The sequence below is a fragment of the Nocardia anocheti genome (assembly GCF_029675105.1).
Lineage (GTDB): Bacteria > Actinomycetota > Actinomycetes > Mycobacteriales > Mycobacteriaceae > Nocardia.
This window is the reverse complement of sequence record NZ_JAQQFV010000003.1, coordinates 348772-367724: the sequence shown is the minus strand read 5'-3', so window position 1 is coordinate 367724 and position 18953 is coordinate 348772. Positions and strand designations below refer to the sequence as shown.

The 18953-nt window shown below is 66.1% G+C and carries 19 protein-coding genes and 1 pseudogene; 7 read left to right on the top strand and 13 right to left on the bottom strand.

Features of this window, described 5'->3' with window-relative positions; all coding sequences use genetic code 11:
- Nucleotides 1-129: 129 nt before the first annotated feature.
- Both QC180_RS09220 and QC180_RS09215 read left to right on the top strand, forming a co-directional pair.
- Nucleotides 130-345 carry a hypothetical protein gene (locus tag QC180_RS09220; RefSeq protein WP_278262215.1) on the top strand — a complete coding sequence of 72 codons (216 nt, stop codon included), beginning with the start codon at nucleotides 130-132 and terminating at the stop codon, nucleotides 343-345.
- Nucleotides 342-743 (top strand): hypothetical protein, encoded by a 402-nt coding sequence (locus QC180_RS09215; protein WP_278262214.1) that lies wholly within the window; start codon nucleotides 342-344, stop codon nucleotides 741-743. The genes QC180_RS09220 and QC180_RS09215 overlap by 4 nt, the downstream gene beginning before the upstream one ends.
- Nucleotides 744-856: 113 nt before the next feature.
- Here the strand turns inward: QC180_RS09215 and QC180_RS09210 are convergent, their stop codons facing one another.
- The 10 genes and pseudogenes from QC180_RS09210 to QC180_RS09165 form a co-directional block, all read right to left on the bottom strand.
- Nucleotides 857-1612: an ESX secretion-associated protein EspG gene (locus QC180_RS09210; protein ID WP_278262213.1), complete on the bottom strand. Its 756-nt coding sequence runs from the start codon at nucleotides 1610-1612 to the stop codon at nucleotides 857-859.
- Nucleotides 1599-2918: a hypothetical protein gene (locus QC180_RS09205; protein WP_278262212.1), complete on the bottom strand. Its 1320-nt coding sequence runs from the start codon at nucleotides 2916-2918 to the stop codon at nucleotides 1599-1601. Before QC180_RS09205 ends, QC180_RS09210 begins: the two co-directional genes overlap by 14 nt.
- The gene (locus QC180_RS09200; protein WP_278262211.1) at nucleotides 2918-3292 is read right to left on the bottom strand and encodes a hypothetical protein; all 375 of its coding nucleotides are present in this window, start codon (nucleotides 3290-3292) and stop codon (nucleotides 2918-2920) included. Before QC180_RS09200 ends, QC180_RS09205 begins: the two co-directional genes overlap by 1 nt.
- A gap of 12 nt (nucleotides 3293-3304) precedes the next feature.
- Entirely contained in the window at nucleotides 3305-3862 is a 558-nt protein-coding gene (locus QC180_RS09195; protein ID WP_278262210.1) for a DUF3558 domain-containing protein, read from the bottom strand.
- A gap of 73 nt (nucleotides 3863-3935) precedes the next feature.
- Nucleotides 3936-4535, bottom strand: a complete 600-nt coding sequence (locus QC180_RS09190) for a YbaB/EbfC family nucleoid-associated protein (RefSeq protein WP_278262209.1) — start codon at nucleotides 4533-4535, stop codon at nucleotides 3936-3938.
- A 27-nt stretch (nucleotides 4536-4562) separates the two neighbouring features.
- Nucleotides 4563-5357, bottom strand: a complete 795-nt coding sequence (locus tag QC180_RS09185) for a hypothetical protein (RefSeq protein WP_278262208.1) — start codon at nucleotides 5355-5357, stop codon at nucleotides 4563-4565.
- Nucleotides 5358-5391: 34 nt separating this feature from the next.
- The gene (locus QC180_RS09180; protein ID WP_278262207.1) at nucleotides 5392-6186 is read right to left on the bottom strand and encodes a hypothetical protein; all 795 of its coding nucleotides are present in this window, start codon (nucleotides 6184-6186) and stop codon (nucleotides 5392-5394) included.
- A complete protein-coding gene (locus QC180_RS09175; RefSeq protein WP_278262206.1) occupies nucleotides 6180-8783 on the bottom strand; it encodes a TPR repeat domain-containing protein in 2604 nt (867 codons plus the stop codon). Before QC180_RS09175 ends, QC180_RS09180 begins: the two co-directional genes overlap by 7 nt.
- Nucleotides 8780-9082: a hypothetical protein gene (locus tag QC180_RS09170; RefSeq protein WP_278262205.1), complete on the bottom strand. Its 303-nt coding sequence runs from the start codon at nucleotides 9080-9082 to the stop codon at nucleotides 8780-8782. Before QC180_RS09170 ends, QC180_RS09175 begins: the two co-directional genes overlap by 4 nt.
- 299 nt (nucleotides 9083-9381) lie before the next feature.
- Nucleotides 9382-9558: pseudogene (locus QC180_RS09165) on the bottom strand (transcriptional regulator); the annotation flags it as partial.
- Nucleotides 9559-10149: 591 nt separating this feature from the next.
- Here QC180_RS09165 and QC180_RS09160 point away from each other — a divergent pair.
- Entirely contained in the window at nucleotides 10150-10452 is a 303-nt protein-coding gene (locus tag QC180_RS09160) for a hypothetical protein (protein WP_278262204.1), read from the top strand.
- A gap of 52 nt (nucleotides 10453-10504) precedes the next feature.
- On the opposite strand, the gene QC180_RS09155 is transcribed toward QC180_RS09160, so the two are convergent.
- Together QC180_RS09155 and QC180_RS09150 are read right to left on the bottom strand one after the other, a co-directional pair.
- Nucleotides 10505-11398, bottom strand: a complete 894-nt coding sequence (locus QC180_RS09155; RefSeq protein WP_278262203.1) for an ADP-ribosylglycohydrolase family protein — start codon at nucleotides 11396-11398, stop codon at nucleotides 10505-10507.
- A 302-nt stretch (nucleotides 11399-11700) separates the two neighbouring features.
- Complete coding sequence (locus QC180_RS09150; protein WP_278262202.1) at nucleotides 11701-13017, bottom strand: ferredoxin reductase family protein; 1317 nt, start codon at nucleotides 13015-13017, stop codon at nucleotides 11701-11703.
- Nucleotides 13018-13228: 211 nt separating this feature from the next.
- On the opposite strand from QC180_RS09150, the gene QC180_RS09145 reads away from it, so the two are divergent.
- On the top strand, nucleotides 13229-13603 hold the full coding sequence (locus QC180_RS09145; protein ID WP_278262201.1) for a hypothetical protein: 375 nt from the start codon (nucleotides 13229-13231) through the stop codon (nucleotides 13601-13603).
- A 170-nt stretch (nucleotides 13604-13773) separates the two neighbouring features.
- Here QC180_RS09145 and QC180_RS09140 read toward each other — a convergent pair whose 3' ends face one another.
- Nucleotides 13774-14604: an SAM-dependent methyltransferase gene (locus QC180_RS09140; protein WP_278262200.1), complete on the bottom strand. Its 831-nt coding sequence runs from the start codon at nucleotides 14602-14604 to the stop codon at nucleotides 13774-13776.
- A gap of 167 nt (nucleotides 14605-14771) precedes the next feature.
- Between QC180_RS09140 and QC180_RS09135 the strand changes: the two genes are divergently transcribed.
- Genes QC180_RS09135 through QC180_RS09125 form a run of 3 tightly spaced genes read left to right on the top strand, consistent with a single transcriptional unit; the run spans nucleotide 14772 to nucleotide 18953 of the window.
- A complete protein-coding gene (locus QC180_RS09135) occupies nucleotides 14772-16181 on the top strand; it encodes an MFS transporter (protein WP_278262199.1) in 1410 nt (469 codons plus the stop codon).
- Nucleotides 16182-16239: 58 nt separating this feature from the next.
- On the top strand, nucleotides 16240-17763 hold the full coding sequence (locus QC180_RS09130; protein ID WP_278262198.1) for a serine/threonine-protein kinase: 1524 nt from the start codon (nucleotides 16240-16242) through the stop codon (nucleotides 17761-17763).
- Entirely contained in the window at nucleotides 17739-18953 is a 1215-nt protein-coding gene (locus tag QC180_RS09125; protein ID WP_278262197.1) for a DUF7373 family lipoprotein, read from the top strand. Before QC180_RS09130 ends, QC180_RS09125 begins: the two co-directional genes overlap by 25 nt.

Genomic DNA, 18953 nt, shown 5'->3' with positions numbered 1-18953 from the left:
CCCGCCGTGGTGTGCTCCTTCTACCGAAGCCGACAAAGTCAGGGACGCACGAGATGAGCAACGACACCAGCCGAGGTGAATCGCTATGCCCGGGAACGTAACCGACCACAGTGCACCGAGGTGAAGCCGATGACGAATGCTCTCGAAGCCGAGATTCTCGCGTTGCTCAGACCAGGCGGGATATTGACCGCAGACACGATCGCCCGCAACCTGAACGCGCCGAAGTGGCGCGTGGTGCGAGTCCTGCACGCATTGCGTGAAACCGGTGACGCCTTCCAGAATCGCCACGAGGCGTGGCAGATATCGGCGTCGCAACGCCGCCCGCAACGACAGGCGACCCGATGAGCCACCTCACCACACCGAACCCAGCGCCCGGCCCGTCGTTGGTGGACCTGCTGGCAACGCTGGACGCGATGTGTGAAGCCGGTTGGGTCGCCACCAGGTCCGAGCTGACACCGCCAATGTCGACCGACCAGACGGCCCACGGTCGTGCCGATGCCGACAATTCTCCGGCGATACGTACAGCTGAACCGAAACAACCCAGGAGGGAATCAGTGAGCGATGCGACCGAAACCCGGGTTGCTGAGCTGACCGACCGAGCCGCGCACCGGTCCTTGGGCATCCGGCGGGCACCGGAACCACCCTACGGATGGGAGCTGTACAGCCCGTTCCGGGTGATCTGCCACGGATCGCTCGACAACATCGCCGATTGGCTCAGCGCGGCGGAAGGCACCGGCCGATGAAACGACCCGCACCCGCTGAGATCACACCGTCCTGGGCTCGATCACGACTCGACATCCGGCCCGGCCGCAACACCCACGCCGCACTTGCGCCAGCCACTCGGCGCGGATCCGCGTCAGCGAGAAGCGTCGGCGTGCAGGCGTTGTGCGCGACGCAGCATCGTACCGATACCGGCGGTCATCCGATCGCGGTCGAGCGGTTCGGCGATGATCGGGTCACCGGTGCGGACGTAGTAGCGGCCATCGGGGTAGTCCATCCACCAGAACGTGCGAACCGAGGCCGACGGGCGGGCGTCGATCGCGCCGCCGGTGAAAGCGGCGATCTCGCCGTAGGCCGAGCGTGGACGCTCGAACATCAGGTTCAGTTGCTCGGTCGCGGTGAGCGCACCGGCCCGGAATTCGAAGTGCTCATCTTCCTCGGCGATGCGGGCGCGCGAGATTTCCAGCGGTGCCCGCCTGCCTGGCTCACGAGCGGGCAGAGCCGCGACGGCGGCTTGCGCGACCTGATCCGCGCCGCACACGGTGAGGATGACGTCACCACCGGCGTTCTCAGCCGGACCGGGTTCCTGAATGAGCGCCGCGCCCGCCTCACCGCGAATCGCACCGAAGAACCGGATGATGCGCGGATCATGCTGCCCGACATATCCTTTCGACTCAACGCGCGCATCCGGACTCAGCAGCGTGTTCAGGGCAGCTTCGATCTCGGGATTGTAGGTGGCGAGCAGTCTTTCCACCGCCTGCTCGCGGTGTCGCCTCAGCTCGTCGACATCGCTGATCTCCGTGCGGAATTGCAGCGGGTAGGGCAGCCGGTCACGCCCATACGCCGACCAGAGGATGGCGAACTCTTGGGCGGTGAATCTACTGCTGTGCACTGTCGAAATCCCCGCCGATCACTGCGGGTACCGTTCTGATGTCGCTGATACCGGTCAGGATTTCACCGTTGTCCTGTGTGATGAGGTACTCCGCGACGCCCCGGCGCTCCTCGTCGTTTTGTCCTCCGCCTCGCGCTCCGGGGGCGCCCGCACCCATCCCGCCCATACCGGTCCGCCCGGCGGCACCGCCAGCAGCGGTGTTCGTCGCTGCCGCTACAGGCTGCCCCGTACCGGGCATTCCAGCCACTACGCGACCTGGGCTCGGCGTTGAACCTGGCGAACCGCCACGACTTCCACCTCCCGCGCCGACTCCAACGCCGCTACCGCCGGGCGCAGATCCCACCGGTGCCGACGACGGCGATGGTGTGGTGGGCGTTGTGGAGCCTGGCTGCGTGGCACCGGGAGTTGTCGCCGCTGGTGAAGTCGTCGAAGCTGCAGAGGTGTCGTCGTCCGAAGACGTCGGGGAGTCTTCGGACGTGTCGCCCTCATCTTGGGGCGCCGCCGGGTTCTGTGGTTCGGTGGCCTGGGGGTCCTCGGTCTGCGGCGTCTCGGCAGTTGGCTGCTGTGTCGTTGCCCGATCGCCGGTGCTCCCACCGCCGGGCACGCCCGGTGAGCCACCGCCGGGAGTTGCGGTGTCACCGCCGCCGCTGTCGACGATCTTCGGTGCGGTCGGCATGAACGGCACACCGGTATCGGATTGGACCGCGACTTGACCGTATACGGTCCGCAGGATCCGCCGACCTTCTTCCTCGGCCTCGTCCTCGGTGTACTGGTCCAGCTTCATCTCACCATCGACCGGCAGCGTCTTGCCCGTCAGTGTCGGACGGTTGGTGACACCTGGCATCAACGCTTGCGTCTGCTCGATACCGGTCCGCATCTCGTCCAGTTTGAGACTAATGGCAAGAGCTGCCGCCGGAAGCGTGCTCGACTGTGCCGCATAGTTGTTCACGGCGGTCACCGCCGCCGAGGCCGCGGCACCGACCCACCCGCTATCGGCATTGGTCGTCGCCTCGAACGCCGTGGTGAAGGTTTGCAGCGACGCCGAAACATCGGTGCTGATCGCCGACCACACATCCGACGCGCTCTGCACCGCACCGGGCTTCATCGCCGAGACGGCCGCCTGCATCTGTGCCAACGACATGTGGTCATATCCGTCATCGGTCCCCGTGATATGGGCGGGTTGGAACTGCTCCGCAAAAATGCTCGACAGCTGAGCCGTGTGCTGGACGAGGTAGATACCGCTGCGCTCCTGGTTCCACTGCTCCTGCGCGGCGATCACCTTGTCCCGATACTCCTCATAGGTCATCAGCCTTCCCCCAGACCGTTGAACTGCCCAGCGGTGAACTCATCCTGGGCTTGGAAGTTCGCGATCGCTTTGAGGACAACCTCTTTGGCCGTGGTCACTGCCTCGATATGTTCACGGATCGTCTGGTCGAGAGACCGCTCACCACCCGCAGCGGTCAGCGAGAACTTCCGCTCGAGGATCTGACTGGAGTTGAAGGTGCCAAAGCCGGTCAGGCGATCGACGTGTTGAATTTTGCCGAGAACATCCTCTAGGGCGGAGATGTGGTCATCGCAAACTCGCGTGAGTCCTGCGCCGACCTCGGGATTCAGTGCGAGCTCCCCCGCAGCTGCCTGCCCTTCGAGCCGTTTCCACTCACCCGGATCGATATTTGCCAATGCCGCGTCTCCTCACTCACTCGGAAGATACGTCACGAATGCGCGCGCCAGTCGCTCCACCTCAACGCACGGGTCGGGCGGATTATTCGCGCTATGCCGGTTCAGCACGTCGAAATCAACCAGGCCGTGTGGCACCGAGACGGTGATGTAGCACGAATATTCGTACGCGGATCCCGCTGGGCGCGACCGAAGGGCTGGTCGGGGTCCGATTGTCAGATCCGCGAAATCGGTGTAGTCGGTGCGAGCGCGAGCTTCTTCGATCGTGTGAGCGCCGGAGGCAACCGTGAATCCGTACCTAGTGGCAGAATCCTTCCAACCGCACACCTTCCAACCCTCGAACTCGACCCCCGCGATGTCCTTTTCCCGAGTTGCGGTGTTGATCCCGGCCGCAGTCAACGCGGCATCCGGAAGGCTGCACGGATCCCAGAGCGCGGCATCTGGGTCCGCGCCCGTCGTCGGAGCAGCTGTCGTGCTGGGCTGCGCTGCCGTGCTCGGGTCGGCGTTGTCGCATCCACTGATCGCCCCCACGACAACCGCGAGAGCTGGAATGGCTTTGTGCCACGTCCGCATGAACTTCCCCCTGAACACAGCTCCGGTCGCGGGTGCGCCCCACGATGCGTTTCTGGCCGACGACTCTACCCGATCAAACCAGCCATGACTTCCGCTGATAGTAGGGGTCGATGTCGTCGTCATCGTCCTCGTAGGGAGGTCGATACGGTCGTTCAGGCGCTTTCGCGGCCGGAACAGTCGGCGCGGTGTAGTAGTCCTGGTAGCCGGGATAGGGAGCTGGGTCCGGGCTGCGGGTCGAGGACGTGCCGTGATCGCGCGACGGGTCGCCGGGTATGGTAGTGGACCAGCTGGGCTGCGATGCCTGCCACGGAGCCGGTTGGGTTGACGGCACCGGTGCGGGCTGGGCGGGCTGCGGTTGCGGCGTCCGTGCGGTTTCGATGACGGTGGCATCGGCGATTCGGGCTACGGCGGGGTCGTCGCGGAGTTCGGCCATGATCGCCGAGGTTCGGGCGGCGACCTCGGCGGCAGTGTCGCGGTACACGCGAACAATCAGCTCGGCGAGCTCCTGGGGGCCACGGGCATACGCGCTGTGGCCGATATGCAGCTCTGACAGTCGGCCATTGGCATCGGTGCGGACAGTGACGCCGTCCACACTGGTCTCGCCATGTACGTCAGCAACTGCCTGCTGTAGTCGGCGGACTTTCGCGCCAAGTTCTTCGTGATGGGGGATCATCGCGGCTCGATTCTGTCACGGGCGTCTTCAGCGGGCCGGGTCAGGCCAACCCGGATACACCGGCTGCACCGGCGGGGGCGCGTCACGGACGTAGTCGTTAGGTGGGTGGTCCAAAGCAACATCGGGATCAATAGTTCGAGCCCAGGCGACGCACGGTTCAACCTCGGTCGTCACATCGTAAAATTCACTCAGCTCCATGTAGTTGTCGAACCGGGCAGTCCACGAGCCGAACACATTCTCGCTGGGTGCCTGCCAATGTAATCTGTCGGACCCGATATCCAATGGGTAGGTCTTCGATTCATATTCGCCCATGCGGCCAGCCGCATGGGTGAACTTGTATGAGACCAAGGCGGTACCGATCCAGGTGGGAACCCACTTTCCGTCGACAAGGCGGGAAATGCCCGTGTCCACCGTGCAGGTATGCGCGATGAATCCCGAAGGTGTGTCTCGGGTGTCAATCTCCAGAATATGTTGATAGAGGGTTCCGGCGATTTTGCCACGATTATGTGTTGTTTCTAATCTCGGACGCTGTGCACTGTCCAGGGCGTCCGCGAATCCCGGGTATGTCGCGCCGAAACCGGCCGCCGCGCTGATAATGCGGGATTCGCTGGTGGCACGGACCAGTCTCGCCTCGGTGGAGGATAAGTCGATTCGTGGCGCGGCGGACCACACCACGGTCGCGTCGTGGACTTCGGCGGGCGGGCGGTAGGGGTTGGTGGTCGACTCGGGCTCGCTGGGCGGTGTGCAGGCACTTACCAGTGCGAGTAGCGCGGCGAGTGCGTAGACTCCGCGACGGGCGCGGCGGATTCTGGTGGTCACCATGTGTTCTTCCCGGAGTTCGCGGGTCGGGTTGTCGTCATCGGGCCGGGTCCGGCCAACCCGGATACACCGGTTGAGCAGGAGGGCGGATATCGCGGGCGTAGTCGGTTGGTGGGTGGTCCAACGCAACGTCGGGATCGATAGTTCGAGCCCAAGCGACACACGAATCGATCTCGGCGTTCACCCCGTAATACTTGCTCAGTCCCTTATAGTCGTAAAGGTAGGCTCGCCACCAGCCGAACACATTCTCGCTGGGCGCCTGCCAATGGAATCGATCTGCCCCTGTCTCCAGCGGATAGTTCTTTAAATCGTATCCATCCATCCTGCCAACCGTATCGGTGAACATGTACGTCACCGAAGCGGTACCAATTCCAGTGGGAACCCACTTTCCGCCGACGAGACGGGAAATTGCCGAATCCAATGTGCAGGTTTTCGCCATGAACCCCGAATTTACCACGCTGCGGTCGAATTCTAGAATATGTTGATAGAGAGTTCCCGAGATTTTTCCGCGGTTGTCAGATGATTCGTATCTGCGATTCTGTCGACCGTTCAGAGCGTCCACGAATCCTGGGTATGTCGCGTCGAAGCCTACGGCCTTACCGATAATTTCGGACTCGCTCGTGGCGCGGACCAGCCGTGCTTCGGTGGAGGACAAGTCGACTCCCGGTGCCGCGGACCACACCACAGTCGCGTTGCGGACCTCCTCGGGCGGGCGGTACGGGCCAGAGGCATGCTCGGGTTCGCTGGCCGGGGTGCAAGCGCTGACCAGGGTGAGTAGCGCGGCGAGTGCGTAGGTGGCGATACCGGGGCAGCGGGTTCTGGTGGTCACCATGTGTTCTTCCCGGAGTTCGCCGATCGCTCTCCGGCGAGCCATTCGAGCCATTCTTGGCGTGGCATTTTGTCGCCGCCTTGAATCGTCGAGTTCAGTGCCTGGTACTCGGACCCGCCGGGCGATGCTTGGGCGGTGTAATCCTGCAGAGAGTCGGGATTGATGCCCGCCTGTTGGAGGAGGCCCTTGCGGCCGTTGGGGCCGACCTCGGCGCTGTCTTGCTCGACGGTGGATCCGTTGGTGTAGTCCTGGCGATATTGGGAATACGGTTTGAACTCGCCGTTTTCGTTCTTGTAGATATCGGGGACTTGGTTCATATCGATTTTCCCGGCTTCGGCGAGTGTGCGCAGCATCGTGTATTCGCGGTGCTCGCTGCCGCCCCAACTGGTGGGCCGGTAGGTCGCGTCCTTGTCGCCGGGGTTGTAGTCGAAGTCGAACTTGGTGGTGTCGAGTTTCAGCGGTGACTGCTCTGGGGTGCTCGGTGAATCAGCCGACAGAACAAACGGCTTGAGGAATTCCGACCCCGCCGCGACCCCGATTCCGCCCGGACCCATACCGCCCGCGACGATCTGCGACGCGGTCCATGCGGTGTTCCACTTGGCGTTGCGGCTCGCCTCGGACGCGCTGGCATCGACCCCGTTCTGGGTTTCCTGGGCGGACTGGACATCGAGTCCCTGATTGACCAGCCATTGCAGGCGGCTGCTGTACTTGGCGTTGTTCGGGTTGCCGTCACCGTTGGCTTCCTCGAGCGCGAAGAGCCGGTCCATGCGTTGCGATTCGGCCAGGGCGGTGCCGTTGATGATCGTGCTCGCTCCCTCGTCGGAGTCGAGGATGCTAAAGACCCGCAATGGCCCGATCGGGCCACCGGTGTCGTTGTCCTTGCCGCCGAAGTCGGGGCCGAAGCCCATCGTGTCGGTGATATCGCCAGGATGACCGCTGGGCATGCCGACCATGTTGCCGACGTAGGGCGCGAGTGCTTCGGCGACCTGGTCGGCGGTACCGTCACCGATCTTGCCGTCCCCGGAGAGCAGGGTCGTGTAGTTGTTCGTGCCGTCGGCGGACTTCTCGGTGGACATGATCTCCGCGAGCCCACGAGCCGCTTCACCCGCCTGGGTAGCGGCCTCCTTTTGGCCCTGGTAGTCCGGGCTATCCGGTGCTGCGGTGACATGCGCGTCACGCGAAATCCAGTCGGTAAGCGACCCCATCGCGGTCCCGTCGTCGCGTTGCAGCAACGGCAGCACCGCGGTATCGGGATTGTAGCCAGCGCCGAGGATATCGGGGTTTTCGCTTCCGGTAAGGATCGCGTGGACGCCGTCGGTGTTGCGCGATCCGAGCGCGATCGCCTGCTCCAGCGGCTCGACATGCTTGGGGTCGTCCGAGGGTGAGTCGCTGAAGGGGAGACCGCCTCCGTGATCTTCGACCCACGCGGTGTGCATTCCCTGTCGAATCAGCTCAGTGGACATCTTGGTCCCCGGCTCATTGCCAGGCTCTGCTTGCGACAGCGCCTGGAGGAAGTCTTTCTGATCGGTGACGAACTCCTTGTGGTTTCCCACGATCGTGCTGTCGCCGGGATACATCGTTGTGTTGGCATCGGGCGCCATCCCGTTGGGTGCGACACGGGTGGAGATGAGATCACGCATGTCTTGCGGCAAGTTCTCATAGCTCCCCCCGCCAGTGAGCTTTCCGTCGCTGCCACGCCCGGTCCCGACCTTCTCGTTCGATATCACCAGCACACCGTTCGCCAGCGACGACGCCGCTTGCTGACCCGCCGGACCCTGAGCCTGCAACTGCTGGCTGGCGGCGGTGAAACCATCAGCACCTGCAGCGCTGTACAGCTCTTTCAGATACTGCTGGGTCCCAGCGGGGATGGTGGTGGGCTCGCCATTCAGGTAGGCCTGAAGCTGCGACGGCGGAATACCGGTGGCTTTCAGATCCTCGGTGAGCTGGTCGAGGACCTCCGTCGGAATCGGTTCGCCCTTGTCTACAGCCTCCTGGATCTGCGTACCGAGCGCCTTGCCGCCCGCACCCGACAAGGTGGGGGCTCCGACGGTCGCGCCACCAGGTCCGCCGTGTTGGTCGAGGTCGGTCAAGCCGAGCGCGGCCGTGAACCGCAACGCGGTCAGCGAGGTCCCCAAGTGCGCCAGGTTCTCCTTCAAGCTGGTCTGGAAATCTGCGGCCTGACGATCGAGTTGTCCTTGCAGAATCGACCGCGTCGCGTCGGTGTCGTCACCGGGAACGGTCGGCGCGGTGACGGTCCCGTCCGGGGCGACGGTCATCCCGTGGACATTGACAGCGGCATCACGGGTATTGAGCACCGCCGACCGGTAGCCATCGATCGTCCCACCTTGCGCCACCATCGCATCCCCGATGGTGGCGGTGGCGCGTTTCGATTGGGAGGCCGTGAGCAATTCCGATACAGCGCGCATCGAGGCAGCCGCGCTGGCATCGCCCTGCCAGTTCACCGCGCTCTTGTCCACCGCGAGATCGACTTCGGCCATCCGGTCGGTAAGGTCTGTTCCGGCCTTGATGATCGCCTGACCCGCCGCGATGAGTGTTTGTGGCTTCCAGGACTCGACCTGCGGAATCGTCGGCGTCGTCACTGCGAGAGTCCTTCGGTCAGCGAGGTCAGCTGCGCGCGGAAGACATCCTCGACATCCTCGTAGGTCGCCGCGGCGGTCGCGGCGCCGTCGGCCATCGCCTGTACGGCGGTGCTGTGCTTGGACAGGGTGGTTTCCAGCTTCGCGGTAATTCTGCCCAACAGGTCTTCGATCCCGGCGTCGGGCATCACGACCGCTTCGATGCTGGTCTTTGCTGGCGCGGCGATCTGGGTGATCGCACTCGCCTTCACACCCAACTGTGTCCCGAGCGACCTGATCTCATCGAGATCAGCCTTCAGCATGTCCCCCATAGACGTACTCACCCCCATCGAAATTCACCACGACGTCGCCGCACCCGTTCGGCTGACATGCTATCGAGACGCCGGATGCATCTGCAACGAGCTCAGGTCCGCTCGTGTCCAAACGCTGCCCGCGCAGTCCTACACCTACCCGCCATCCGTTGAAGTCTGCGCTGGGCGGATGGCGGCGCGATCGGTCAGTCCAACGACGGCAGCCGACCAGGACCAAGGCATCGACCGGCACAGAATGGCTGTGGAACGTGCAGGGCGCGCCGTCACCGGCAAGGAATGCGTAACCGAAATGTCACCCCCGACAGCTGTGCGACCTCCTCACGGCGCAGGCCGGGCGTGCGCCGCCGCGTACCCGGCCGCAAACCCACATCGGCGGGCGAGATCCTGGCTCGCGGGGACTTCAGGAACGCGCCGAGCTGGGCCCGGCGCTCGGTACGCGCGGTACGCAGATCGACCACATCAGTCATTTTGTCGATCCTCGTCGATGTGCCCCGCGGGTGCCAGGTGGTGCTGGTACCAGGCTGGGGGCTGCGCTCGACGCGAGCGCTCATTGCCAGTCTCGGAGCGGCGAGCCGGTTGGCGGTAGGCGGCACGTCAGCGTGCTCGGCCGTGTCGATCCGTCGAGGTTGCTGCGCCGTCAAGCTGGTTGGTAGGAACACAGTCGATGACGATTCGAAACACCGTTCTCAGCGCGTCGACCGTTGCCGCGGCGCAGGCCCTCGAGTGCATACCTCGGAACGATCGTTGGTGGGTGTCGGAGCGGCACCTTTGCGACGTGTTCGCCCAGAATCATTCTTGGGCAGAAGCTGAGAGGCATCTGCGCGATCCTCGGCTTCGGCTACGGGTCGCCCATGCACGCGCGCTACGCGAGGAGGATCTGACAGGACAGGATCTTTCGGCGGAGATACCGTCGCACTGCGCACCGGAGGAAGCCGAATATTGGTTAGTTCCATCTCGGACTTCGGCCGCTCGGAAACGCAGGGGACGATCATCGATCAGATCACCGTCGTCCGCGGCACAGCCGAGGAAGCCATTGCCCACCAGCTCACGATCAACGAATGGGAAGAACGGCAGAAGCAGCGGTGGTCGACTTCTCCGACGCCTATTCCGCGTTACTCTGTCTTCTGGGTGGCGAAGGTGCCTTCGGACGGGCATCTGAATCCCAGGGGCGCCTGCGCCTTTGGCGACTGCTGCACTTGATGTCAGGGTCGACCGAGGTCGACGAAATCAACGACTTCGTTGCTCGAACCCATTGCATGACCTGGCTGGACTGGAGCGACGATATCTGGTACATCCACCTGGCTATCGAAGACCCCACCCAGCGCACCGCCTGGGTGCTGGACGGCCAGGACTTCGACTGATCGACTCCCACCGCAGGGCTGGTCGTACGGTAGGTGACATTGCGGCGCACTCTCAGGCGAGCGGTGCGGTGGCGGTTGCCCACTCGGGTAGCGGCTCGCAGCGCGCGAGCCATTCTGTCGGCACGCTGTCGATGACGGGGCCAGCTCCGATGATTCCGCCGATGATCGCGCAGGTGGTGTCACTATCACCGCCTGCCGAGGCGGCCGTCCAGCACGAGTCGGTGAAATCATGACCGTGGTGAGCCGCGACCCAGAGGCAGAAGGGGACGGTATCGAGCGCTGAGGTGTCGTGGCCGACTCCCAATTCCGCAGCCGCAGTGTCGGAATCACCGATGTACTGGGCATCGCTGATCTTGTCCCGGACCGGACCGGCGGGGGTTCGGTCGGCCACCGTATCGAGAAATTGACTGCGACGTAGCTGCGGTTGCGTCGAGAACAAGGCAGTAGCGACAGCCACCGCGACCGCACCGGCTACAGCATCGGGGTGGGTATGAGTGACCACTGCCGAAGCTGTCGCCTCATCGACGACATGGTCCAGGTCGTCGGCGAACCACGCACCCAGCGGCGCCACCCGCATGGAGGCACCGTTGCCCCAGGAACCCTGTCTCGCACGCGCCTGTTGAGCGAGTTCGCGCCAGTGATAACCCTTTTGGCGCATGAGCCGCAGTATCCGGCTTGTGCCGGGTCCGTATCGGCGATAGATGTCGTAATGCTCAGCGAAGGAGTGGGCCAGCACCTCCTGATCGATTCGCCCGTGGGCACTGAGCACAGCGAAGATCGAGCACGCCATCTGCGTATCGTCGGTCCACAACCATGGCCCGGGCAACAGCGTTCGCGACCGCAACGCGCCGTGATTGATAGCGTCGTCGAAACATGCCCCGAACGCGTCTCCTACCGCCAAACCCCGCAGCGAGGACAGCGCTCGCGCCCGTCCGTCAGGGTTCATCCAGCCAGTCTGACAGTCGCGCATCGGCCCAGTATCACGGCCTCGCAATTGCAGAGGCAAACGGCCTGGTCCGCCGAAAGTCCGAAGCGCACGCCCACATCGGCAGGTGAGATCCTGGCTCGCCGCGACTTCAGGAACGCGCCGAGTAGGTGCCATGCAGTGCCGGGACCAAGCTGGGGGCTGTGCTCGACGCGAGCGCTCAACGCAGGGCGAGTCCGAACCAGGCGCAGGCGAGTAGCAGAATGGCCGCGATGATCCAGACGGCCCGGGTTGTGTAGGTGTGGCGCACGGGGACTCCGATGTCAGACGAAGGTGAACCGTTCGGTGTGTACGCGGTCGGCGGGCACGTTCAGGCGGGCCAGGGCGGCCTCGACGGCGGTGACCATCGGAGTGGGTCCGCAGATGAAGTACTGCTGGTGGTGGCCGCGGGGCGGTAGGTGTCGTCGTAGCAGGGCCTCATCGAGGTATCCCGATTCGCCGTCCCAGTCCACCGGCGGGTGTTCGGGGACGGTCACCACGGTCAGATTCAGGATGTCGGCCAGCGTCGCGAGCTCGGTGTCGAACGTCATCTCGGCCAGGGAGCGCACGGCGTAGAACAGGGTCACGGGCCGCTGGTCGGCGCGATCGGCCATGGTTCGCAGGATCGACCGCATCGGGGTGATCCCCACTCCACCGGCGATGAGGACGAAGCCGGGCCCTTCGTTGCGGTCGGGAGTGAAGACGCCGTGCGGGCCATCGAGATAGGCCCGGGTGCCTGGCATCACGGCGGGGATCGTGGCGATGAAGTCGCCCAGCTCCTTGATGGTCATCTCGATCCGTCCCGGGTCTTCGGCGCTGGAGGAGATCGAGAACGGATGGGCGGTGATCGCGAACGGTGAACGGTCCACGACCAGCCAGCCGAACTGGCCGGGTTCGAAGCGGAGGCCGGGATGCCCTACCGGCGTGAGCGTCAGCGTCTGGGCGTGTCCGCGTTCGCCGGTATTGGCGGTGACCTGCCACGGGCGTCGTATCCGGCGCAGCGGAGCGATGACTCGCACCCACACCAGCAATCCCACCAGCGCGACCGTCATCACGGTCCACAGCGCGACCTTCCACGGCGCGTCGAGGTAGTAGCCGACGAGCACCATGTGCGCGAGCGCGAAAGCCACGACCAGCACTGAGAGCGCACCGTGCAGGATCTGCCAGATCTCGTAGCGGATCTTGAACCGGCGGCGCCAGACGGAGGTGGCGACGATGCACAGCAGCAGCACGGTCGCGGTGATCGCGCAGCGGGCTCGCCATGGGGCGTGCCGCAGGTCGAGCAGGCCGATGATGTCGGTGCCCGCGATCTGCAGGAGTACCGGGTGGGCGAGGATGAAGGCGAGCGCGACGTAGGAGATCTGGCGGTGGAATTGGACGAGTGCGTCCTCCCCGAACGGGGCGGCGACGGCCTGGAAGCGGGCGACGAGCGCGAACTGCAGGCCCAGCATCGACATACCGACGAATCCCAGGGCCACCGAGAATTCAGTGAGGAATCCACGACCACCGGCGACCGGCCCCACCACCGCGAAGACCAAGGGGACGAGGGCGGCGGCCAGATACAGGCCGACCCATCCGACTCCGCGAAGAACCAACCCCATTTACGGACTCCCTCGCTCCAGGCGGACGAAGTCGATCGACACTTCATCAGAACACATCCGCCATTCACCACCGTGGTGCACTCGCTGCGAGTCGGAAGTTTCAGTGCTGATCGGACGCCCCGGTATCGAAACCCTGGATGGCAGCCGTGACCGGTCGGGGTTTCTCTTCGTGTGCAGCCGGGTGTCCGGTGGTGAGAGGTACAGTCCGGTCATGCGGTGGTTGTTGGCTGGCCTGATCTTCTGCGCGAGTTGCCTTTCGGTGGCGCCGGTGGCCCGGGCGGACGCATTCGACGGCGAGCCGGTGGAGACCGTGCGGCTGAACTACGACTTGGGGCGTTGCGATACGGATCTGCTCGTTTTCTCGAGCGAGGTGCCGGTGCGGCTGGAGATCACTGTGCGCAATCAGTTCGATCCGCAGGCGCGGATGCGGATTCCGCGGTTCGCCTGGACGCATGGTCTGCCGGTGAGTGTCGAGCCCGTGACCTCTTCGGCGAAGTTCATGGCGCGGGCGGGTGAGTACGAGTTCGATGTCGTGACCGGGGACGACGACCGCAAGCTGTGTGAGGGCCTGCTCGTCTCGTTGTGAGTCCTGCCTGCCGCAGGGACGCACGCGATCGAACTCGGGGTGGGCGGACGGTGCGGTCTGCGGTCCGTACCGTCCGCCCGCTGTCAAAGGTACCAATCATGTTGGCCTACAACGCATTCCGGGATGATGGATCGGGTGCGATGTCCGTCACGCTGTGGGGTGCGGGGTGGTCAGGGTTTGCGGCCGATGCCGCCGAGGATGCAGTTGCGGACGTCGGAGAGGGGGGTGAGGTGGGGGCCGTCGGGCCACCAGTCGTCGCAGCGGACGAGGCCGGGGGCGACCATGTCGAGGTCGCCGAACATGGCCTGGATCTCGTCTCGGGTGCGGAAGCGACCGCTGCCCATGGGGCTGTGGATGAACTTCTCTTCCATGCGCTGGGCGAGGTCGGTGTATTCGGGGGTTTCGGGGTCGTGGAAGTGGGCGATGGCGACGAACGAGCCCGAGGGCAGGGCGTCGATGTAGGTCCGCATCAGGGCGGCGCCGTCTTCGCCGAGGTAGTGGTGCAGGGTGCCGATGTGGAAGACGGCCAGGGGGCGCTGGAAGTCGAGTTCGTTGCGGACCGTCGGGTTGGTGAGGACCTCGAGCGGGCGGAAGATGTCGGCTTCGGCGATGCGGGTGCGGCTGTTGCTGGCCAGTAGGGCCTGGGCGTGCACGAGGACCGAGGGGTCGTTGTCGACGTAGACGACCCGGGACTGCGGGTTGACCCGCTGGACCACCTGGTGGGTGTTCTCGGCGGTGGGCAGGCCGGACCCCAGATCGAGGTACTGGTCGATACCGGCCCTGGCCAGGAAGCGGCAGGCGCGGATCAGGAAATCGCGGTTGGCCCAGGCGAGATCGTTGACCTGCGGGGCGACGGTGCGGACCTGCGCCAGCACTTCGCGATCGACCTCGTAGTTGTCCTTGCCGTTGAGAGCGGCGTCGTAGACCCGCGCGATACTCGCGCGCGTGGTATCCACCCCGACCGGAACGGCGCTGGGGTAGGCAGCGGAAGAATGCGACATCACGTGCCTCCAGGCATCGGTGGTGACTGTAGGAAGTGTCAAGCCTAGAGCATTCGTTTCCATTGCTACAGAACCAATTCCGGAACCTGCAGTCTCAGCCGGGTGGTGTGCACACCGGGACAACAGGACTCCTGGTCGGCACGTCGGACGCTCCGCACGATCGGGGCATGAGTCAGACAGTCGCGCCGACAGCGCATCTCACGACGGAACAGCGGCGGTCGGTCGCCGTGCTCGTCGTCCTGCTCGCCGGGCAGTTCATGGCGGTGCTCGACGCCTCGATCGTCAATGTCGCCGTCCCGGCCATGCGCGCGGATCTGCGCAGCGATGGCGCTGGGCTGCAGTTGATCGTGGCCGGGTATGTGATCGCGTACGCGGTGCTGCTGGTCGGCGGCGCGCGGCTCGGTGAGCGGTATACGCAGCGGCGGGCGTTCGTGGCGGGGCTGGCGGTGTTCACGGTGGCGTCGTTGGCGTGTGGGCTGGCGTGGAACGAGTTGTCGCTCATCGTGTTCCGGTTCGTTCAGGGTGTCGGGGCGGCGGGGATGGTGCCGCAGGTGATGACGATGATCCAGCGCACCTTCACCGGGTCGACCCGGGCCAGGGCGCTGGGTCTCTACGCGGCCATCGTCTCCAGCGGTGTCGTCGTGGGGCAGATTCTGGGTGGGGTGATCGTGGACGCGGACCTGGCGGGCAGTGGGTGGCGTGGGGTGTTCCTGGTGAATGTGCCGCTCGGACTGGCGCTGTGGGTGATGGCGGTGCGGGTGCTGCCGGTGAGCGAACGGGTCGGTCGCCGGATCGACGTGGTGGGGTTGGTGACGCTCACGGTGGCGGTGTCGCTGCTGGTCGTGCCGCTCATGGTGGGCTATGAACTGGGGTTTCCGCGGTGGACGGTGGTGTGTCTCGGGGCGGGGGTGGTCTCCGTGGTGGTGTTCGGGGTGGTCGAACGGGCCGTCGCGCTGCGAGGTGGTGAGCCGCTGTTCGCGCCGAGCGTGGTGCGTGCGACGGGGCTGGTGTCGTCCGCCGCGACACTGTCGCTGATCATGGCGATCTTCAGCGGCTGGCTGTTCGCGTGCGCGCTGTATCTGCAGGGGGCGCTCGGGTTCGGGGCGGTGCGGGCGGGAGTGCAGTTCCTGCCGATGGGGGTGGCGTTCGCGGTGGCGGGGTTGTCGTGGCAGCGGGTGCCGACGCGGTGGCACGCGCGGATGATTCCGTGCGCGCTGATGCTCGACGCCGTCGCGCTCGCCTGGCTGGCGGTGGTGTGGGATGCGGGGACGGGGGTCGCGGTGGCGATCGCGTTCGGGCTGTTCGGGGTCGGGAACGGGCTGGCGTTCGGTCCGCTCATGACGCGGGCGCTGGCGGCGGTGCCGGTGCCGCTGGCCGCCGATGCCAGCGGCATCCTCGTCACCGCGGTCCAGGTGGGCATCGTGGCCGGGATCGCGAGCCTGGGCTCGGTGTTCCTCGCGACGGCGGAGACGGCGACGGCCGCCGAGGCGGTGCGGCTGGTGCACCTCGGGGGTGCCGCGATGTCGCTCGTCGCGGCCGGAACCGCCGCGCTGGCGGTGCGCGGAACCCGGCGGTGACCTGCGTATCGACGGCGTGACGATCACGACGACACCGGCCCTGGGCTACCGTGACTGCATGCACGAGCTCCCCGCCGGTGCCGTTTTCGCCGGTTTTCGCATCGAGCGGGTGCTCGGTTCCGGCGGCATGGGCAGCGTGTACGCGGCCCGGCATCCGCGGCTGCCACGTCTGGTCGCGCTGAAACTGCTGCATTCCTCGTTCGCCGCCGACCCGCTGTTCCGGGGGAGGTTCGAGCGGGAGGCCGAGTTGGCGGGGCGGCTCGATCATCCGAACATCGTGGCGATCCACGATCGGGGTAGCGCGGACGGGCAGCTGTGGATCGCCATGCAGTACGTGGCGGGCAGCGACGCGGACACGGCGCTGTGGGCGGGACCGCTGCCGGTCGAGCGGGCGCTGCACATCGCGCGGTGCACCGCCGACGCCCTCGACCACGCGCACGCGGCCGGGCTGCTGCACCGGGATGTGAAACCGGCCAATATCCTGCTGCGCGAACCGGCGCCGGGTGTCAGCGCGCAGCAGGTGCTGCTCACCGATTTCGGGATCGCGAAGGCGATCGACGAGGCGACCGCGCTCACCCAGACGGGCTCGCTGGTGGCGACACTGCGCTACGCCGCGCCCGAACAGCTCGACGGCCGACCGCTCGGGCCGCGCTCGGATCAGTACTCGCTGGCCTGCACGCTGTTCCACCTGCTCACCGGGCAACCGCCCTACACCGCCACCAGCGCGGGCGCGCTCATCGGCGCGCACCTCATGCATCCGGTCCCCCGGGTCACCGCGCTGCGACCCGACCTACCCCCGGCCATGGACGCGGTGTTCGCGCGCGCACTGGCCAAGGACCCGGCGCACCGCCTCGCGAGCTGCGCCGAGATGGTCGCGGCCGCCTCCACCGCGCTCACCACGGGGGTCGGGCCGACGGTGCCGTTCACGGGCGCGACCGCCCCGCGATTCGATCGTTCGGGGAACGGTTCCGGGTCGGTGGCCGATCTCGGTGGGCCGCGAGGGGGCTCGGGAAGGTCCCGTCGCGGCATCGTCGGGGCCGGGGCGGCGGCCGGACTGGCCGCCGTGCTGGCCGTGGCCGCGACGATCGCGCTCACCCGCGACGAGCCCGGCACCGGCACACTGCCGCCGACCACCACCGCCGCCCCGACCACCACGATCGTGGACACCTGGGCCGCGGCCCGGCCGACCATCGCCCTGTTCCCCGATCTGCTGCCCGCGGGCCCGGACAGCGAGGGCTATCGCGGACTCCGGTGCAGTTTCGCCACCAAGAACCCGGACGCGGTGTGGGACAACGGCTTCAACTGCACCGACCGCGAGCATCTGGAGTTGCAGGTGCTCGCCCACCCCGATGTCGAGACGGTGACGAAGTTCGTCGCCACGCTGCCCGCCGGGACGAGCCAGCAGTTGCGCTCGCGCTACGGCAAACCGCTCACCGTGCGCAGTTTCAACGGCTCGTCCGGGCCGTGGCTGCTGGTGCGGTTCGACACCGCACCGCATTCGACCGTGCTGCTCCAGGTGTACTGGAAGGGCCACACCCATCAGGAGATGATCGACGAATGGTTGACCAGCGCACCCCTGTGATCGCGGCCCTCGGCGCGGTCGCGGTCCTGCTCGCGGGGTGTTCCGCGGTGACCGGCACCGCGACGCCCGGCGAGATCGATGTCCGCACGCTCGACGTGGGCCGGTACACGACCACGCCCGCCGACATCGAGAGCGGCCGCAAGCCGACCGACGGCGCGATCCTGGAGGGGCTGCGGATGGGCGGGGCGATCGTGTTCCCGCACGATGTCGACGCCGACCTCACCCACAACTGGGGTACCGACGTGTTGGAGACACCGCGGCGCACCGCCGACGCCTCGGCCATCTCCAATGTGAATCTGCCCGTGCTGGAACGGCATCGGATGATCACCGGTTTCGACATCGCCGAGGGCGACCGGGCCTTCGACGCGAAGACCCCGGCGATCGAGACCGACGCGCGGGTGACCCGGGTGGTCCTGCTGCGCTTCCCCGGTGCCGCCGCGGCCGAGGCCGCCGCCCGCGATCTGGAGGCCACCGATTTCGCGGTGAGCCCGGACAATCAGCCGGTGCCGATTCCCGGTTACGCCGCCGCGCACGCGCATTGGCGGCCCGGCGTGAAGACGATCGGCGCGACGTTCGCGCACGGTGAGATCGTGGTGAGCCTGTTCCTGCAGCATCCGAGTCCCGACATCGACGCGCTCGCACGCCGGGTCGCCGCGATGCTCGACGCCCAGGTGCCGCTACTGGAGCAGTTCACGCCGACCGCGCCCGATCGGCTCGCCGACCTCCCCCGCGATCCGGACGGGCTGTTGCGGCGCACGCTGATCCCGGGCCCGGCCAATCAGCAGATCGCCGTCTCCTCGCGCGAATTCGGCGCCTGGCCGGGACGGGCGAGTCTGCACTATCGACCGTCCGAGCCCGCGGAACTCGCGGCCGCGTGGGATCGCGGCGGGGTGGACAGCGTGGCCAATTCCTATACGACCACGCTGTTCCGCTTCCGTGACGAGGACGCCGCCACGGACTTCGGCGACACCTGGCAGCGCACGCTCAGTTCGTCGACGCACCCGGTGAGCGCGCCGGAGAACCTCCCCGGCGCGCACTGCGCGGAACGTCGCAGCGCTCCCGGCTCGGCGGCGCTGACCCGCTGCTACGTGAGTTACCGACGCTACGGCGCGTTCGTCAGCGGGCCCGAGCCGACCGGAGTGCGCCAGCAGGCCGCGGCACAGTACGCGCTGCTGGCGAATTCGGCCTGA